Origin of the sequence: Streptococcus parasanguinis, from assembly GCF_964238605.1 — a bacterium.
Classification (GTDB): Bacteria; Bacillota; Bacilli; order Lactobacillales; family Streptococcaceae; genus Streptococcus; species Streptococcus parasanguinis_AJ.
Window position 1 is genome coordinate 395,271 of sequence record NZ_CAXSMM010000001.1, and the last position, 18,914, is coordinate 414,184.

The 18,914-nt window shown below is 42.2% G+C and carries 14 protein-coding genes; 2 read left to right on the forward strand and 12 right to left on the reverse strand.

Features of this window, described 5'->3' with window-relative positions; translation table 11 throughout:
- Positions 1-7: 7 nt before the first annotated feature.
- The 4 genes from ACESR9_RS01945 to yghU all read right to left on the reverse strand — a co-directional run bounded on the left by ACESR9_RS01945 (position 8) and on the right by yghU (position 3,452).
- Positions 8-1,099 (reverse strand): NAD(P)/FAD-dependent oxidoreductase, encoded by a 1,092-nt coding sequence (locus tag ACESR9_RS01945; RefSeq protein ID WP_373105251.1) that lies wholly within the window; start codon positions 1,097-1,099, stop codon positions 8-10.
- A 6-nt stretch (positions 1,100-1,105) separates the two neighbouring features.
- A complete protein-coding gene (locus ACESR9_RS01950) occupies positions 1,106-1,903 on the reverse strand; it encodes a Nif3-like dinuclear metal center hexameric protein (protein WP_373105254.1) in 798 nt (265 codons plus the stop codon).
- Positions 1,890-2,579 carry a tRNA (adenine(22)-N(1))-methyltransferase gene (locus tag ACESR9_RS01955; protein WP_373105256.1) on the reverse strand — a complete coding sequence of 230 codons (690 nt, stop codon included), beginning with the start codon at positions 2,577-2,579 and terminating at the stop codon, positions 1,890-1,892. Before ACESR9_RS01955 ends, ACESR9_RS01950 begins: the two co-directional genes overlap by 14 nt.
- 81 nt (positions 2,580-2,660) lie before the next feature.
- The gene (gene yghU, locus ACESR9_RS01960) at positions 2,661-3,452 is read right to left on the reverse strand and encodes a glutathione-dependent disulfide-bond oxidoreductase (protein ID WP_373105258.1); all 792 of its coding nucleotides are present in this window, start codon (positions 3,450-3,452) and stop codon (positions 2,661-2,663) included.
- 136 nt (positions 3,453-3,588) lie between these two features.
- Between yghU and add the strand changes: the two genes are divergently transcribed.
- Positions 3,589-4,608 carry an adenosine deaminase gene (add, locus tag ACESR9_RS01965; RefSeq protein WP_373105260.1) on the forward strand — a complete coding sequence of 340 codons (1,020 nt, stop codon included), beginning with the start codon at positions 3,589-3,591 and terminating at the stop codon, positions 4,606-4,608.
- 320 nt (positions 4,609-4,928) lie between these two features.
- Here add and ACESR9_RS01970 read toward each other — a convergent pair whose 3' ends face one another.
- The 5 genes from ACESR9_RS01970 to recJ all read right to left on the reverse strand — a co-directional run bounded on the left by ACESR9_RS01970 (position 4,929) and on the right by recJ (position 10,153).
- Entirely contained in the window at positions 4,929-5,612 is a 684-nt protein-coding gene (locus ACESR9_RS01970) for a DnaD domain-containing protein (protein ID WP_257739071.1), read from the reverse strand.
- Positions 5,613-5,621: 9 nt separating this feature from the next.
- Positions 5,622-6,566, reverse strand: coding sequence for a homoserine O-acetyltransferase MetA (gene metA, locus ACESR9_RS01975; protein WP_373105263.1), 945 nt, complete (start codon positions 6,564-6,566; stop codon positions 5,622-5,624).
- A gap of 101 nt (positions 6,567-6,667) precedes the next feature.
- Positions 6,668-7,180, reverse strand: a complete 513-nt coding sequence (locus ACESR9_RS01980) for an adenine phosphoribosyltransferase (protein ID WP_049506642.1) — start codon at positions 7,178-7,180, stop codon at positions 6,668-6,670.
- A gap of 157 nt (positions 7,181-7,337) precedes the next feature.
- The gene (locus ACESR9_RS01985) at positions 7,338-7,931 is read right to left on the reverse strand and encodes a TipC family immunity protein (protein ID WP_373105265.1); all 594 of its coding nucleotides are present in this window, start codon (positions 7,929-7,931) and stop codon (positions 7,338-7,340) included.
- Positions 7,928-10,153: a single-stranded-DNA-specific exonuclease RecJ gene (recJ, locus tag ACESR9_RS01990; protein ID WP_373105267.1), complete on the reverse strand. Its 2,226-nt coding sequence runs from the start codon at positions 10,151-10,153 to the stop codon at positions 7,928-7,930. Before recJ ends, ACESR9_RS01985 begins: the two co-directional genes overlap by 4 nt.
- Before the next feature lie 513 nt (positions 10,154-10,666).
- Here recJ and ACESR9_RS01995 point away from each other — a divergent pair.
- Positions 10,667-14,857, forward strand: coding sequence for a Spy0128 family protein (locus ACESR9_RS01995; RefSeq protein ID WP_373105268.1), 4,191 nt, complete (start codon positions 10,667-10,669; stop codon positions 14,855-14,857).
- A 55-nt stretch (positions 14,858-14,912) separates the two neighbouring features.
- Here the strand turns inward: ACESR9_RS01995 and ACESR9_RS02000 are convergent, their stop codons facing one another.
- From ACESR9_RS02000 to ACESR9_RS02010, 3 genes are all read right to left on the reverse strand, one after another.
- On the reverse strand, positions 14,913-15,680 hold the full coding sequence (locus ACESR9_RS02000; protein WP_373105270.1) for a hypothetical protein: 768 nt from the start codon (positions 15,678-15,680) through the stop codon (positions 14,913-14,915).
- A gap of 34 nt (positions 15,681-15,714) precedes the next feature.
- Positions 15,715-17,106, reverse strand: a complete 1,392-nt coding sequence (locus ACESR9_RS02005) for a hypothetical protein (protein WP_373105271.1) — start codon at positions 17,104-17,106, stop codon at positions 15,715-15,717.
- A 188-nt stretch (positions 17,107-17,294) separates the two neighbouring features.
- Positions 17,295-18,773 carry a hypothetical protein gene (locus ACESR9_RS02010; RefSeq protein ID WP_373105273.1) on the reverse strand — a complete coding sequence of 493 codons (1,479 nt, stop codon included), beginning with the start codon at positions 18,771-18,773 and terminating at the stop codon, positions 17,295-17,297.
- Between the last annotated feature and the right edge of the window lie 141 nt (positions 18,774-18,914).

An 18,914-nucleotide genomic window follows, 5' to 3' on the forward strand; every position in this document is an offset into this window, starting at 1 on the left:
TCCCAGCCTACTTCTTCACATACTGTTCAACTGGATAATCTGCTGGATCTAAGCGCAGGTTTCCTCCTACCACGAGTTGGGCTAGGTGCCAACCAATGAGGGGACCGGTTGTGAGGCCAGATGATCCTAGGCCACTGGCGACATAGAGGCCTGCTTGATCAGGAACAGCTCCCCAAAATGGTGAAAAATCACTGGTGTAGGCCCGGGTTCCCACGCGCTCCCCGATAACTTCGGCTTGAGCGAGTTCTGGATAGTAAGACAGGGCTTCTGTTTCCATCTGATTCAGCAAAGCCTGATCCACCGTCAGGTCAAAGCCCATCTCATTCTCATGGGTGGCTCCCATACTGATCCTGCCCTGCTGAAATGGAATGATATCCAGCTCTCCTTCTGGCATGACCACAGGATAATCATCAGTAACTAAGTCTAGCTGATAATCCCGCAATTGCCCCTTTTGTGGACGGACATCGACTTGGTAGCCAAGTGGTTCGAGTACCTGCCCCAACCAGGCTCCTGTTGACAGGATAACTTGGTCATAGCTTTCTCCTGCAATCTGATAGCCATCACTTGAGACTGAGAGAGCAACCTCTTCCTTGATGACTCTTGCGCCACTGGCTTCAAGAAGGGTTTCCGTAAGAAGGGCTCCCTCCACATGGGCTCCACCTGATGCATAGAGAAGCTTCTCAAAGCCTTGCAGACCTGGGAATTGCTGGGCTACTTCTTCCTTATTCAAAATCGCCAAGTCCCCGATTAAGGGAGATTCCTCCCGACGGCTCAGCGCCAACTGATAGAGTTCGTCTAATTTTTCCTCCTTTTTCTTGAGGAGATAGACGCCGGTCTGCTGGTAAAAATCTGTTTTAATCCCGTCCTTGGCCAGGTCTTCTACCAATTCTTGGTAAAAATCTGCTCCCAGACGAGCCAGGCGATACCAGGCCTTATTCCGCCGTTTAGAAAACCAAGGGCTAATAATGCCTGCCGCTGCCTTGGTTGCTTGGCCGACTCCATGGTCGTAGACGGTCACATCCACTTGTGCTTCTTTGGATAAATAATAGGCTGCAGTAGATCCCACGATCCCTGCACCGATAATGGCAACTTTCATCATGCCCCCTTAGATATGGTAAAAAGGATTGGTGCTGGCTTGACTGCCAATCACTTCAATCTCCCACGCTTCTTCAGCCTTCCACTGATTGAGCTTTTCTACTAATTTTGACACAAAAAGAACTTCGATATGGTGTCCCGGATCCAAGGCCAAGAGCCCATCACTCAGCATGTCCTGAGCCGTGTGGTAGTAGATATCTCCTGTGATATAGACCTCTGCTCCCTTGGCGAGAGCATCCTTGTAAAAGGACTGGCCACTTCCTCCACAAATGGCGACGTGCTCGATGACCCGTTCCAAATCCGCCTGATCATAACTGACTAGGCGCAAAGCATCTAAGCCAAAGGTTTCTTTGACCTTGTCAGCCAGCTGGCCAAAGGTTTGGGCGGGCACCCGACCGATGCGACCAATTCCGAGCCCTTCTCCTGTCATACTGAGGGGCTCTGTATCTTCAATTTCCAAGAGCTGGCAGAACCAATCGTTCAACCCATCTGGGACAATGTCAATATTAGTATGGCTGACGTAGACCGCGATATCGTGCTTGATCAAGTTGATATAGATCTGATTTTGAGCCCGGTCAGCTACCAAATCTTTAAGCGGGCGGAAAATCGGTGCGTGCTTGACGATGATCAAGTCCACCCCATGGGCGATAGCTTCCGCCACCGTCTGCTCGCGGATATCTAAGGCCACCATGACCTTATGAATGTCTTTTTGTAGCGTATCGACCTGTAGCCCACGGACATCTCCCTCCATGGAAAGCTCCTGAGGACAGTAGGCTTCATAGCGTTTAATGACTTCACTTGCTAACATGTAGAACCTCCTTGATGTGAGCGATGCGCTCTTCTAACGATGCTCTGGCAGATTGATTCTCAACTGGGACCTGCTCCAAGGCGAAGGCTAATTTCTCCACTTCCTTGGACCACTTTTGGACAAAGGCTGGAGCTTGTTCCCGCATCAAATGGGGACCAAAGCGTAGTTCCTTGGCTGTCAACTCTTGAGAACCGTGTTCCACCACAAGGATCTCATAAAACTTCTCATTTTCTTCCAAGATAGCTTCATCAACAATGTGGAAATCATGGTCGACTAACCAAGCCCGCAGTTCATCCTCTCGATTATTGGGCTGCAGAACCAAGCGAGAGACATTGGCTAATTTCTCAAGACCTGCCGCTAAGATATCTGCAATCAAGCGTCCGCCCATGCCAGCAATGGTGATACAGGAAATGCCGTCTGCTGGTTCAAAGGCAGCCAAGCCATTGGCCAGACGGACTTCAATCTTGTCCTCTAAGCCATTATCGGCGACATTTTGCAGGGCAGACTGATAGGGTCCCTCTACCACTTCACCAGCAATAGCGGCCTCAATCTTACCTTCTTGTAAGAGGGCGATTGGCAGATAAGCATGGTCACTCCCCACGTCCAACAGACGCGCTCCAGCTGGGACGAAGCTAGCCACCAAGTCCAAGCGATTTGATAATTTTGTAAATTCCATGTGCTACTTTCTAAACTTTTATTCCATCCCTTAGTATACCATGTTTGCACCATTAAAAAAAGGCGCAACGGCGCCTTTTCATTATGCATCAATTTCCTTATAGCTTACTTCCAAGCCACGTTTCACAGCTGGGCGATTGGCAATTTTCTCTGTCCAAGCCTGCAAATGCTTATATTCCTTCACATTTAGGAAAATCCCTGCACAGTCCCAGACCTTGTCTTGGGCTAGACGACCATACCAAGACCAGATAGCGATATCTGCAATGGTATAGTCATCCCCTGCGATATAAGGTTTAGTGGCAAGCTCCTTGTCCAGTAAGTCCAATTGACGTTTGGCTTCCATGGCAAAGCGGTTGATGGCATACTCGATTTTCTCTGGTGCATAGTGGAAGAAATGACCAAAGCCTCCTCCTAGGAAAGGTGCAGCTCCTGTCTGCCAGAAGAGCCAGTTGAGCACTTCTGTTCGTTTAGCCAGATCTGTCGGGATCAATTTTCCAAATTTCTCTGCTAGATACAGGAGGATATTAGCCGATTCAAAGACACGAATGGCTTGATCCCCTGATTGATCCAACATGGCTGGAATTTTCGAGTTTGGATTGATGGCTACAAAGTCACTACCAAACTGATCTCCTTCGCCAATCTTGATCCGATAAGCGTCATAGCCTGCATCCACACCCAGCTCTTTCAATTCCTCCAGCATAATGGTGGCCTTGATCCCATTGGGTGTTGGAAGAGTATAGAGTTGGAAAGGCTGGTCACCTTTTGGAAGAGTTTGTTCAAAGCGGGCACCTGCTGTTGGTTGGTTCAAGCCACCCCAAGCTCCTCCCATTTGGCTCGGTGCTTCCCATACTTCTGGCAATTGATAATCTGACATCTTTCTTCTCCTTTATTTCGCTACTCCTAGCATATCAAATCTCGGGCTCCCTTTCAAAGATCTGCTACGCGAAGGCTACTTGACTTTTCTTGGCAAAATGATAGTATAGAAAAAATACATTTTAAGGAGAAAAAATATGTCCATGATCGATTTTCATAGTTTGGCAAAGACGGAACTCCACTGTCACTTAGACGGTTCCTTGTCTCTTCCGACTATTCGCCAATTGGCAGCTATGGCCAATATTGACCTCCCTGCTAGCGATGAAGAGCTCAGACACCATGTCACTGCCCCTGCCCACTGTGAGAATCTTTTGGACTATTTAGAGGCCTTTGACTACATCCGGCCCCTCCTTCAAACCAAGGAAGCCTTGACCCTTGCTGCTTACGATGTCGCTAAGCAAGCGGCTCTGGAGAATGTCCTCTACATCGAGGTTCGTTTTGCCCCAGAATTGTCCATGGACCAAGGACTTACCGTCCCAGAAACTATCGATGCTGTCTGTGAAGGATTGCGCCAAGCCCAAGAAGAGTTTGGCATTATTGCAAAAGCCCTGGTCTGTGGCATGCGCCAGTCCGATCCAGAACTCACCTCTCGCATCCTTGCCGAAGCAAACCAAGTTAGCGATCAAGATTTTGTTGGTTTTGACTTTGCCGGGGATGAGCACAACTACTCTCCAGAAGATATTCGACCTCTAATTGAGCAAGTCAAGAGTTACCATCGTCCTATGACACTTCACGCAGGTGAGTGTCATTGCCCACACTTTGTAGCCCAATCGATTGCATTTGGCATCAAACGCAATGGCCACGTGACAGCTCTATCTCATGAACCAGCCTTACTCCAATCCTTTATTGACAATGGGGTCACGGGTGAACTCTGCTTGACCAGCAACTTACAGACAAAAGCAGCACCGACTATAGAGGATTTCCCTTATCTGAAGATGAAGGTAGCTGGAGCTCGGATCAGTATCAATACTGATAACCGGACTGTATCTGATACGGATTTAACCAAGGAATATGCCCTCTACCATCAGCATTTCCAAACCAAGGAAGCTGACTTTTACCAGCACAATGTCGATGCCATCCAGGCTTCCTTTGCTAGTGAGGAGGAAAAACAAGAACTCCTTAGCAAACTAGAAAAAGCCTATGCAGACTATCTATAAACGAAAAATGCTAGCAATATATGACTGCTAGCTTTTTGTATGGTTAAAAATTATTTTTTCAATTAAGAACCTATTTGTTTCAGTAAAAATAATGTCTTATTTTTAAAACTATTCAAGTATAAACTAAAAACTTTCCGCCGTGAGAAAAGTGCCTGAAACACCATTGTTTCAGGCACTCGGGAGTTTTGAAACCTTAGGTTCAAAACTAAGTCATGGAACTTCTTCGAAGTTCGCTGACGTCCGTACTCACATAAGGAAAGTTTCTAGGAAGACTTTACCTTCCATCTGCAGCTAGCACTTTTATAAAGTGCTAGCTTTTTTTAATCCTTCCACAAATCCATGGCCTTCAAGAAATCGTCTGAAACCGTTACATTGCGTGGGTTGGTTTGCTCACGTTCTTGTAGTTTCGCCTCTACTTGGGCCAGGCTGTTGATGCCTTCACTGCGCCAGTTGCGTAAAATGGCTTGGATATATTTCCAGTGAGGCTTGCCGTTAAAGACAGCTTCTCGTAAGGCTGCCTTGATCACATCTGGATCTGTCTGATCTTCGCGCACGGTCTTGGTCAGGTCTTCAATCTCAAAAGGCGTCAAGAGTCGTCCCAGTTCTTGTTGGAAGGTTTCCACCAAGTCCTTGATGACATTTCCCTTAGCAGGCGCGCTTTGTGCCTTCCCTTGTGATTGTGCTTCTAAAATCTCATCCAAGCGCTCCAGGGCAATGGTCGCATCAAAGATGGCTTCAATCTCGCCATTGAGCTCAATAGTCCGGTATTGAAGAAGTCCCTTGGTGGTCAAATTGGACATAATCCGATTGACCTCTGTCACTGTTTTTCCTAGATGACTAGCAATCTGATTAGGTGTCAAAGCCTCTTGGCCAGTCGTATTTTGAAGGAAGAAAAACTGCCAAACCAAGTAGTCATCTGCTTGGTCAAACAATTCATGATAATGAAAAAGCAAGGCACTTGGAAGAACCAAGTTGCCATACTTAAATGCTTGTGAATATGTCATAATTCCCCTTTATAGGTAACCATAAAATGAAATATCTTTTTCCAATTCTTCCAAGCGGTAAGGTGTTTCTTGATAAACCGCATAGTTGATCCAATTACTAAAGAAGGTTGTCGCAGCTAGATTCCAGCGAATGCGAGGCTCTGTACTGGCATCATCCCCATCAAAGTAATTCTTAGGAACATCCGGATCCAAGCCTGCCTTGACATCTCGGTTGTATTCCTTAGCCAGCGTATCGCGATCATACTCCAGATGGCCAAAGCTATACACCTCACGCATGTCTGGACTGGCAATGATGGAAATGCCAACTTCATTTCCCTGAGCGATCACCTGAAGATTGCTCTTTTCAAGTACTTCCTTCAAAGGAACATCCGTATAGCGAGAATGAGGGGCAAGGAAGCGATCGTCAAAGCCTCTCATGAGCAGACTTTCCGGACGTACCACAGCTTGGTCATAGATACCGGATAGCTTGTCACAGAGCTCTACTTTTTGAATCCCGTAACGGTGGTAGAGACCAGCCTGAGCTCCCCAACAGAGGTGCAAGGTGGAAAAAACATGACGCTTGGCCCATTCAAAGACCTGGGTCAACTCATCCCAGTAGTCCACTTCTTCAAAGTCCATCTTTTCGACAGGTGCTCCTGTCACAATCAAACCGTCATAGTAATTATCCTTGATATCCTCAAAGGTCTTGTAGAAACTCTCCAAATGTTCTGCCGCTGTATTCTTGGACTCATGACTTGCCATGTAGAGGAACTCCACATTGATCTGCAAGGGTGTGTTGGCCAAGAGGCGTAAGAGCTGGGTTTCTGTCGCAACCTTGGTCGGCATCAGATTAAGAATGAGAACATTCATGGGCCGAATATCCTGGTGAGTCGCCCGAACATCATCCATGACAAAAATATTTTCTGAACGAAGGATATCGACTGCTGGTAATTTTTTATCTAGAGTAATTGGCATAAAAAGCTCCCATCTTACAAGTTCTTAACTAACATTATATGATAGGAGCCTATAGTTTTCAATTATGGTTTTTCTGTAGCCAGTTATAGTATTAGACTATATTAGTAATGCATCAAAACTTTGTAGTCGTAATCGCCGATCGCTTCGCGACCTTTCAAGTCGTCCAACTCGATCAAGAAGGCACACCCTGCAACGACCCCACCGAGTTTTTCGATCATTTCGATGGTTGCTTTCACCGTACCACCAGTCGCCAAAAGGTCATCAACGATGAGAACACGTTGACCTGGTTTGATAGCATCTGCGTGCATGGTCAAGGTATCGACACCGTATTCTTTTTCGTAGTCAGCAGAGATGACTTCACGTGGCAACTTACCAGGCTTACGAACAGGTGCAAAACCAATTCCCAATTCAAAAGCGACTGGACATCCAACGATGAAGCCACGCGCTTCAGGACCGACGATCATATCGATCTTCTTATCGGTTGCGTATTGAACGATCTCACGAACCGCATAACTATAAGCATTACCATCTGCCATCAAAGGGCTGATATCACGGAAGGTAATTCCTTCTTGTGGATAGTTTTCAATGCTTGCAATGTAATCTTTTAAATTCATGGTTAACTTTCTTTCATAAAAAATTTTTACATTCCATTATACCATGAATTCTACTAACTTGCATCATTTTTGCCAAATCATTTTCCCAAGTCTCTGCGTCAAATGCAAAAATCCCACATCCGAAAAATGATGTGGGATTGGATTCCAAAAAAACTTACTATTCTTCTATCAATTTATTGTACTCGATTTTCATATCCCCCAAGTTTTTCAGGGAATAACGGGAACTTCCGTTTTTAAACCAGGTGCCAAGAATATACTGCTCAGCGACTTTCTTGCTTTGCTTTTTCAACCAAGTACGGTCTTTGCCATAGGTGGCAAGTTGATCAAGGAGTTGCTGGCCTTTGTAGCTCGCCCCATTTTTAGAGAGGAACAGGCCCTCCTGTCTAAAGATTTTTTTAGTAGAATCATAGGTAAATCCAAAACCAACCGTAACATCCTTAGATACATCAACTTCATATCGAAATGTCCAATCAGATGAATCATGAAACATCAAGACTGAAAGTCGCTCATCCCCACCAACAATTCCTTCGGAATAGGGATACATTTGAAATCCTTCATCTTCTTTCCAGATACCATCGTTTCCTATCGTTTCTGTATAGGGCTTAAACATCACATAGCGCATCCACCCACCATTTTCGGAGTAGTTAATCTCCTCCATGGGGTTTTTGAGACTCAGGTAGATTCCCAGCCAATAAAGTGCAAAAAGTAGGATGGGGCTGAGCCAGAGAAACTGTTTTAGGTGTTTTTTCATAAGGCCTGTCCTGTTAGATAGTCATAGATTTCACGAACCGTTCCAAGGGCCATCAACTCCTGCTCTTTTACCGTTTGTTTGAGGTTTTGGTAGATGGTGCTTTCAGCGATTTCCCGTTTTTCTGCTTCTTTATTGACCTTCATGATGCCATTTTCAATGGTCACAAAGCCCAACTCTTGGAAGATCTGGATCATTTTGACCAAGAGGATCTGCTGGATCTTGAGATAGGCTGCTAGGTCTTTCAATTTGTAGCGGACATCGAACTCTGGGTATTGGTAGATGGTCTTATAGAGCTTGGCATACTGGTCCCTGCTCCCGTACCCTGTCAGATAGTAGGCTTTGGGGATCTCATTTTTGAAATAGACAGCCTGGAAATCATGCTCTTGAAAAATTTGCCGTAAGGACTCTATATCCTCAGGGATATTTCCAACCACTACAGCGGGCGCGCCTGTCAGATCCGGCAGTTCTTGGGTAAAGTCGAGAACAGGAACACCTGCGGGGAGACTGGCATTTTTGGAGCGGATATTAAAGAGCTGGACTCCGTCCACACGCGCATCGACCAGCATGAGCTGAAGGGTCGTTTGGCCATTCCATTGGTTGACTGACAATTGCACAGCTAACTCCAGGTCTTGCGCCTGGGCAAACTCTGCCTCTATGCTTCCCAAGCCAAAGGCAACCACCTCAAAGGTCGCATCTTCCTGAGAAATTTTGAGTTTCAAGTGAGTATTGCCAGCTCCCATTGAGCGCGCCCCTTCTACCTTGAAATTACGAACCAGAAAGACGGGCTTTTTATTGTCCATGCCAAAAGGACTCAAGCGCTCAAAGCTTTTCAGAGTCTCAAGCGTTAGTTCAGTTAAATGCAGTTCCTCATCGATGGCTAAGCTGGACTTGCTACTGAGATCAATCTCTTGCTCTGCAATGTAATCCGTAAGAGCCTGAGATAGGGCAGGAAGTTGGTCCACTTCGAGCGTCATCCCTGCTGCACCGGCATGTCCTCCAAAGGCGACAAAGAGCGTCCGGTGAGGATCGAGGGCCTCAAAAATATTGACCGACTCAGGACTTCGAGCGCTTCCTTTAGCCCGCCCATCTTCGATGCTTAAAACAACAACTGGCTGATGAAGCTCTTCCAATAGACGGCCGGCGACAATACCAAGGACCCCTGGATTCCAGCCTTCTTTTGCCAAGACCTGGGCGGACAAGCTTGGGTCGACCATGGTTTTGGCTTCATCGTAGATGCTTTGGACAATCTCTTTTCGTTCTTCATTCTTCTGATGAATCATGAGGGCAATCTCGTGCGCCTCTTCATCGTCAAATCCTGTCAGGAGTTCAATGGCCGGATTGGGATCATCGAGGCGGCCAAGGGCATTGAGACGAGGAGCAATCTGAAAACCAACCGTTTCTTCATTGACATCCTCCGGACGAATCCCTGCGATCTCCAAGAGCTCCTGCAAACCCATGCGCTGGGTATGTTGGAGAACACCCAGACCGTATTTGACCAGGATCCGATTCTCATCTGTCAGGCTGACCATGTCAGCAATGGTCCCAATGGCTACCAGGTCTAAGAGATCGACTGGTACTTCCTCTAGGAGGGCACAGGCCAACTTAAAAGCCACACCACATCCTGCTAGATAATGGAAGGGATAATCCGCATCTGGATGCTCCGGATGGATGATCGCATAAGCATCGGGCAAAACCTCTGGCATCGAGTGATGGTCCGTCACGATAACATCGACTCCCATCGCTTGAGCCATGGCAATGGCTTGATTACCGGCGACCCCATTGTCCACTGTAACAATCAGGGAAATGCCTTGCTGCTCGATAAAGTACTTGTAGACACTCTCATTGGGACCATAGCCGTCTGTGAAGCGGTTGGGGAGGTAGACTTGCACCTCTGCCCCCATCTGCTCCAAGGTTTCCTTCATAATAGAGGCCGAAGTCATCCCGTCCGCGTCATAGTCTCCGTAGATCAGGATCTGCTCATAATCTTCAATGGCCCGTCGGATGCGCTCCACTGCTTTCTCCATATCGTGGAGCAAATAAGGGTCGTGTAGCTTCTCCAGTTTGGGTTCTAAAAAGTCTTCTAAATCCTCTTTGGTCTGAATGCCACGCTCATACAGCAAGGTTGCTACGGACGCTTCCAGGCCTGCTTTTTTGGCAAGGGCTAAAAAGGCCTCATCTGCACTTGGTGAAGCTAACTGCCAATCGTATTTTGAAGTGATCATCTAGCTTTTGGTCTCCTCTTTTTCTTATCTGAATATTATATCATGAAAGGTTAAAATGGCGGGAAATAAAGGGTCAGGTAGTGGTTGGAATAAAATGAACAATTTCCTCTATTTTTGTTGCATTTAGCTTGACTTATCACACTAAAAGAATATAATAAATATGATAATAATCTTTTAAAAATGTAATGGGATGATTATTCTGTTAAGTTTGCACTGCTTATTATCATTTTATATTATGAAGCGTAAATTTCTTCCGTTTTTCTATCGAATCATTGTTTTTAGAAAGTTTGTTTCAGGTCCAACCAATCCTCTAGTATGGACAGACTAAAGATAGGATATTGAGGTATGCCCCCATATTTTCTCAATAGAGGTAAGGTCCTTCTTCTCTAAATACATGTTCAAATAAAGCAACTGATTGTATGGAGCAAAGATCAGGAGTTTTTCAGTTTTAGGAGATATCACTATATAGAAAAACTTTACGAAATTTATGCAAAAGAAAGGAAATGAGGCCAATTGAAATTTCTATATAAAAAGATAGTTGCATTTGTAGCTATCATCGCCGTGGTAGCCTTAGGCTTGTCTGTGATCAAACCTGTTAGCGCGGCCACTGTTTCACCAACCGTCACCAATTTAAAGGCTCAGGCAAGTGGACAAAAAGTTATCTTTTCATTTGACTGGGATTTAACTGGTAAATCAGTTAAAGAAGGTGATACGTTTACCATTGATGCTCCAGAAGGTGTCAATATCACTGAAGTTGCAACTCAATCACTCCAAGCAAATGGAGCTGAAGTCGCAACCATTTCGATGACAAACAAAAAGATTACTTTTACTTTTAAAAAAGCCATCGAATCCATGAACCAAAACGTTAAGGGTGGTTTCTCATACAAAGCAGAATGGGATAACACTCCGGGAAATCCTGGAAATAAAACGGCTACCTCAAAAGTTGGTTCAGAATCAGTCGTCATCACACGTCCTGATGGGCCAGGAGTTTTCGAAGCAATCTTAAATAAATATAATCGTACAGGTGATTATGTTTCTAAACAATTCAAATTAGACGCATCTGAAAACTATGCATGGATGAATGTTGGAGATGACTATTATCTCACTACTTGGTTCATTCGTATCAACGGAGATGGTAAGAAACAAGCCATCACAAACCCTGTTGTGTCAGATAAAATCCAAGCTCCAGCTGTAGATTACTCAAAAATCACTTTTGCTCCTGCTGCAAACCACGCTGCAAGTGAATTCTTTGTAGGAACTTACTTGAAACCATCCTTCACTTTGAGAAAAGGTGGACAAGTGGTAGCTTCTGGTTGGGACTTCTGGAAACATGTGAAATTCGATGCGGACGGCAATGGATTTACCGTGAATTTATCAGATGTCAGTGATGTCTTTAAAACAGCATCAAGCGATGAATTGATCGTTGAATACCAAACATTAATTCCTAAGACAACCGTTCGCGTTGACAACAATGCTACGTTAACAGCTGATGAAATCAAAACACCATTAAAAGACCCAGCATTCTGGAATAACACAGAATTAAACTTCTGGGTATCCGGTGATAAAACTATAACTGTTCAAAAAGAATGGGTTGGTGATGAAGAAGCTGACCGTAAAGATATCACAGTTCAATTATTAGCTGATGGTAAAAAATTAGACGGTATGACTAAGACCTTGACAAAGGCTTCAGGTTGGACTGCAGAATTTTCTAAATTACCAGGGATTAAAGATGGACAACCGATTGTTTATTCAGTAGAAGAAACGAATACACCTGATGGTTATACTTCAAAAGTTGAACCAATCAATGAGTCGAATGTTATTAAAGTTGTAAACACTTCAAACAAACCAAAAGTAACTGAAACTACTGCAAATCTTGTTGTTAAAAAAGCTTTCGAAGTAGCCGGTGATCAAGAACATAAACAAGTTCCAATCACAGAAGGTCAATTTGAGTTTGTCTTGAAAGATGAAAATAATACGGTAGTTGAAACTGCTAAAAATAAAGCAGATGGCACTGTCAACTTCAAGTCTCTAACCTTCAATAAGGAAGGTAGCTATACATACACCATCACTGAAAACAAGGGTACGGATGCTAATGTCAACTATAGTACACAAAGCATCACGGCTACTGTCGATGTGAAGAAAACTGACGACAAACTGGTCGCTACTGTCACTTACTCAGGTGGAGATGGTGAACAAAAAAATACGATCACCAATACTCAAAACAAACCAAAAGTTTCAAATGCTAAGGTAACCTTAAAACTTAAAAAAACATTTGAAGGTGGCGAACTTAAGGGTGATGACTTTGAGTTTGTTGCAAAAGATTCAAACGATAAAGTTGTTGGCACAACCAAGAACAAAAAAGATGGTTCAATTACTTTTGATAACATCACTGTAGACAAAGCAGGTACATTCAAATATACCATCACTGAAACAAAAGGTACGGACAAAACCATTACCTACAGTGATAAAACCATCACGGCTACAGTTGTAGTGGTTGAAAAAGACAACGCCTTGGTTGTAGAACAAATCAGCTACTCTGATGGTCAAACTGAGACAAATACGTTCACCAACAAAAAAGAAGCTCCTAAAGCAGAAAGTGTAACAGCTACACTTCAAGTGAAAAAGCTCCTTAAAGAAGGTGAAACAAACTTACCGTTGACAGACGATCAATTTGAATTTGTCTTGAAAGAAGGAAACACGACCCTTGAAACTGCTAAAAACAAAGCAAATGGTACTGTAACCTTCCAGGAACTTTCTTATACTGCAGAAGGAACACACACATACACCATTACCGAAAACAAAGGTACGGATGATTCTATCAGCTATAGCACACAAACCATCACTGCTACAGTTGAGGTGAAGAAAGCAAACGATAAACTCGTCGCTACTGTGACTTACTCAGGTGGGGATGCTGAAAAAGGAGATACGTTTACAAATACGAAAACACCTCCGACACCTGTTCCTCCAACAGTGAAACCAACGACAGCTAAATTCAAGGCTAAAAAAGTATTGGCGATCAATGGTTCGAGCGATCGTACATTGAAAGCAAATGAGTTTACTTTCCTTCTCAAGGATCAAGCTGGTACGCTCGTTGATACCAAGACAAATGGTGAGAATGGGGATATTCTCTTCAATCCAGTAAGCTTTAATGAAGCTGGTACGTTCACCTACACAATTGTTGAACAAAAACCAGCTACACCGGAATCAGCAATTACTTATGATGAATCTGTTCATACTGTAACAGTGACTGTTACAAAAGACGAAAATGGACAATTGAATGCGGATGTGCAATACGACGGTAAAAAGGATACTCCTACTTTTACTAACACGTATACACCTCCAACTCCTGTTCCTCCAACAGTGAAACCAACGACAGCTCAATTCAAGGCTAAAAAAGTATTGGCGATCAATGGTTCGAGCGACCGTACGTTGAAAGCAAATGAGTTTACTTTCCTTCTCAAGGATCAAGCTGGTACGCTCATTGATACCAAGACAAATGGTGAGAATGGCGATATTCTCTTCAATCCAGTAAGCTTTAATGAAGCTGGTACGTTCACCTACACAATTACTGAACAAAAACCAGCTACACCAGAATCAGCAATCACTTATGATGAATCTGTTCATACTGTAACAGTGACTGTCACTAAGGATGCAAATGGACAATTGAATGCGGATGTGCAATACGACGGTAAGAAAGATACTCCTACTTTTACCAACACGTATACACCTCCGACACCTCCAACTCCAAGTGAAAAACAAATTACCACAAGCAAGATTTTAGAAGGTCGTGACCTTCAAGGTGGTGAATTTAGCTTTAACCTCTTGGACGAAAATGGTACTGTTCTTCAGACAAAACAAAATGCTGCAGATGGTACAGTGACATTTGATGCAATCGCCTACACGGAAGCGATGATTGGTACTCATAAATATACCATTAAAGAAGTCGTTCCAGCTGATCAGGCAAACATCCAATATGATGAAGGTCAAGTGGATGTCACAGTTACCGTCACAAAGGATGAAGCATCAAATGCTATCCAAGCAGTCGTTGCTTATGGAGATAAGAAAACCTTTATCAACAAGGTTATCCCACCAACTCCACCAACAGTGAATAATCCTGAATTGAAACTTTATACCCTTAGGGTTCGTAAAGTGGATGAAAAGGGTGATTACCTAGCTGGTGCAGTATTTGGACTCTTTGAAGCAGATGGTGTGACACCTGTTGCAAATCCTTATGGACAAGGCCAAGCGCAAGCAATTTCTGGTCAAGATGGACTTGCAAGCTTTGTTGGATTTGAAGCGAAAAATTACGTGATCAAAGAGCTCTCTGCTCCTAATGGTTACCAACTTTCAGATACATCCATCAAAGTTACTACAAGCGACTTTACTTCAGCTACAAACCTTGTCGTTGATAAAGGAAATGTGGTAAATAAACTTCTTCCACCTTCACCATCAATTGATATTCCAAATATACCAACACCAAGTAATAGCAAACCTAAAAATCCATCACCAAATGGAGATAAGCCTAAGCCTAGTGACAAACCTAAATCTAGTGAAACTCCTAAATCTAGTGACAAGCCTAAAGAAAGTAAACGATCCCTTCCTTCAACAGGAACGGAAGATCATTTAGGACTTCTTGTAACTGGTTTGACATTCGTCGCTACAGCTATTGCTTCTATGACACTTAAGAAGAAGGAAGACTTCTAAGCAACATGAAAGATCTAGTCAAACACGACTAGATCTTTTTCTTGTATTCGGTTACTCAATTCTGAATATTTTGATCTTCATAAAAAACAACTTTCCCATCTTTAACCTTGAATGAGTAACTAATGGAATCGGCGTAACTGCCTTTGGAATAGTAGAAATCATAGGCACCATCCGGTAGTTTGCTAGCGTCTAATTTTTTGGCTGCTGCTTTTAAGTCTTGTTCCTTAACGGATACACCATCCTCTATATAAATAGTCATACGGATTAACTCTTGATCGATTAAGGTCTGAAAAGGGATTTGATAGTAACCAGCAAAGTCCTTTTTCCCTTCTTTGAGATTTTGACTTGCGATACTATCTAGAATTTGCTCCTTCTCATCACGGTTGGAGTTAGATAAAAAACCAAAGAAACTAATAGGAAGACCTAGAGATTGCTTCTTTAATTCAGTCTCTAGTTTTTCCTCGATATTTTTAATAGATTTCTGTTTCAAAAACGCTTCCTTGTATGATGGAAGATAACTACTATATGACCCCGACCAGTCATCTTTAAAAGTTACGTCCTCATCTTCCAATTTTACCGTTTGATCATCGTAGGTCTTCTCAGAGTATACGTAGCTTACATGATACTGTGGGTATTCTAGGGCAGTCCAGGATAACTTAGTGATGGTAACTTTGCCATGAAGACCATTTTCTTTAAAAACTTCTGTAACAACTTCTTTAGCCTTTTTGTAATCACTCGGTTTCATGATCTTACAACTGGAAAGAAACAGGCAACAAAGAATAAGTGGAATTCCTGCGAATAGTTTGAAATAGTTGGGCTTCATAGCCTGACCTCCTTGTAAAATTCAATTAAATCAATTAATTTTTTACATCATATGGGAACATTTTTTTAATATCTTCTTTCATCTTTTTATTAGGAATTTTCTCTAAATCCATATATTTGAAGAATTCTTCATCATTTTGAACGACATGAACGTTTCCATCTTTAGTATACTCAGCTGGTATGGTCAGATCACCGAAGGACTTTCCAAAATCCCTAGAGACCACGTAGTTCTGTACTTCATACAAGCGTCTCAGCAATGAGAACTCTGTAGTATCCTTACTTTGATTTAATTCCTTTTTAAAATATTGGAAAAATTCTTTTTTGTTATTCGCAAGATGTTCTTGCCCATCTTTTGAAAATTCTGCTGGTATCTTATGATACCGTAGGACATCATCCCATCCACCTGAACGCTGCTCTGGAACTTTATAAAGCAATTCCAAAAATGAAATATCAAAGTTGAGATCTTCTGGTCCGAGAAAGTATAGGTAGGCATTCTCCCCTTTTGTATATTCTTCACCCCATTTTACAGTAGTTGGATTATTCCCTTTGCTTAAAATCGAATATACTTTCGGATAGAGTGTTTTCAATGGGATGTCCTTAGCCTCATCACTACGATCTGTAAATAACAAACGTGAATGTTGGAGCTCCAATTGTCCTCTTTCAAAATTGTATTCAAATGGATGCGAGTCTTTGTCGTTTTCTAGACTTTCTTTTTGAACTTGTTCATAACCTTTGCCTGATGAGGTTTTCCAAGCGAACTTTCCATCCTTAACATTCATTAACCCTATACGAGATTGATACTCTGTTTGTACATAGATATTTCCAGGTTCTACAATATATTTGTCTTTCTTATCGACAAGAATATCAATCGGAATGTATGTTTCTCCATCATATGTATCCAACAACATAGAAGAAACTTTAACAGATAAGGGGATATAATTCTTATCCATATCTCGTACTATCTTAAAAACATCATATGTTTTCTTCACTAAGCGCTTGTCCTTGGTATCATAGACATCAATGAGCCAGTACTCTCCCTTTTGTGCTTTATTTGTAGTTAGGTAAGGAACTTGATTACCACGAATATAATATTGAAAATAGAGACGTGGGTCAGATTTTAATTTGTAACTTTCTTGTGCAATGTACCGTTCACTATTTCCACCATTTATAAACCATTCTACTTTAACTTTTGGATTGTACGAATTTGCTTCCAGCGCCTCATCCACTTCTTTTTTATTATCCCATTGAATAGCTACTGCTTTCCCACCTGCAATAAATTGGGAATCAACTATGTGTGGACGAGGTTTCCAAGTTACAAATTGTGATATATCACGCTTATGAATTTCATACCGGATAAACCAGCCTCCTGCCAAGGTAACAAGTAATACAAATATCCAAAACTTGATTGATTTAAAAATCTTCTTCATTCTCTCTTTTCTACTTTCTGTACGCTTCTTTTACCTTATTTGTTCGTCATTTTTCTTTAAAAGTCTTCCGACTTTTCCAACCACATATGAATAAATTTCTTTAATAATTTATTGACAACTGAAGCTTCTTATAATTTCTTAAACTCACTAGCTTTTACAATAAGCTGATTAAAGATTTGGATTTTTCTCTATTTTTGAATGACCCATTTGGCGTCACCATAAACGATCGTAAACGGCCCATCCCCATCTGTTAAATAATTAATCTTATATTTAGCTGACTCACCTGCCTCAAGGACTGTTGGCTGTTTGTAATTTAAAGTATTATTCAGCATATAAGCAGATTTGCCATGGCCATCATAGAGATCTACATTTGTATAATCTGGAGTATTTTCAATACTGAGAGGTGTTGTATTCGATAGGGTGAATTCGACGATCAATCGATGTTGTTTTTTCCTTGTATCGATACGGTCTTGATCATCCTGAACATCCAAATTTGGATCGTCTGTTACACTATTCAGTGTAACTTCTAAGCCATTAGCAAATACAACTGGCTCTCCAATTGCATAACTTTTAACAGGATTTTTGGGATTAAAATTCTTTAATTTTTCTTTTATCTTTTGTCCGTCATTATTATTTCCAGATGGGATGGTCCAAAAGATATTATTCTCATCTTGCTTACCATACTGATTATCCCCCTTCATTTGCTGAGGGATTTGTAAGAGAATAGCCAAGTTTTTTAAATCAATTCGAACATCACCTTGATTTGTCACTTCCATTTCAACCGTGAATTCCGTAGGCGAAGTTTTACTATAAGCATAACCGGATAATGAGGTTGCCTCGAAATTTTTGTTAACTAACTGTTGTAAAACTGTTGAAAGCATGATATAGGAAATATGATCATCTCGATTTATTTCTTTTTCAGCATACCTTTGATGGAATTCATCGAGCCAATCATAGAAGGCTTGATTGAAATCTGACTCATTAGGATTTTTATAATATTTATTCCCTCTCGGTAAAAGCTCTGGGAAGTACGTTGGTACCTGAATGCGAATAAATACTTTGTTTCCCTTAACTGCATAGCCCTTTAATTCATATTTTTTTCCAAAGCTCAATGCATTCGTCATGAGCTTCAAATACATGGGACCATATATTTTGAGGGGGTACTTCTCACCAAGATATTCCACATAAGTATTTGGATCAAAAGTACTACTGTTTTTTTCAATTTTAGGGATAATATAATCGTTCCAGAGTCGAGTATACATATCCTCTTGATTTTTTGCCCCATTGGCCTTGATTACTGTGTCTATTCCCCTTGGATCTACATAGATTCCTTCAACGACCTGCAAAGCTTTTTGAACTCTTCCTTCCTCAGATAGAGAGACTTCATTCGGTTGCTGTCCATATATTGAAATACCATCGCTATCATCTGACCTCATATATTGTGGAAGTTTTTCAAACGTTATGTATCTGATACTGTTCTTTGCATCCCAATCAAATGTTGCTGCAGGTCCTGTCTTGTCAAAATGAATGTTTTTTCGATCGATTTTCTTCTGTACTTCTTTATTCGAAGAACCTTGTTTTTCTACAGTTCCTTGTTTGCAGGCACTCAAACATACTGGTATAAGTACCGAACATAAGACAAGGCCCCATTTTATTTTCTTCTTCATTTCATCTCCTCCTAATCTCTTCCTCATTTTACCATCAATCCCCCCTTTTGTCAGTCAAATAGATAGAGGCTGGGACAAAAGTCCTAGCCTCTCAATTATTTTTGGATTGTCGAGCAAGACGCAGTGGTTGAGTGGGCTCTA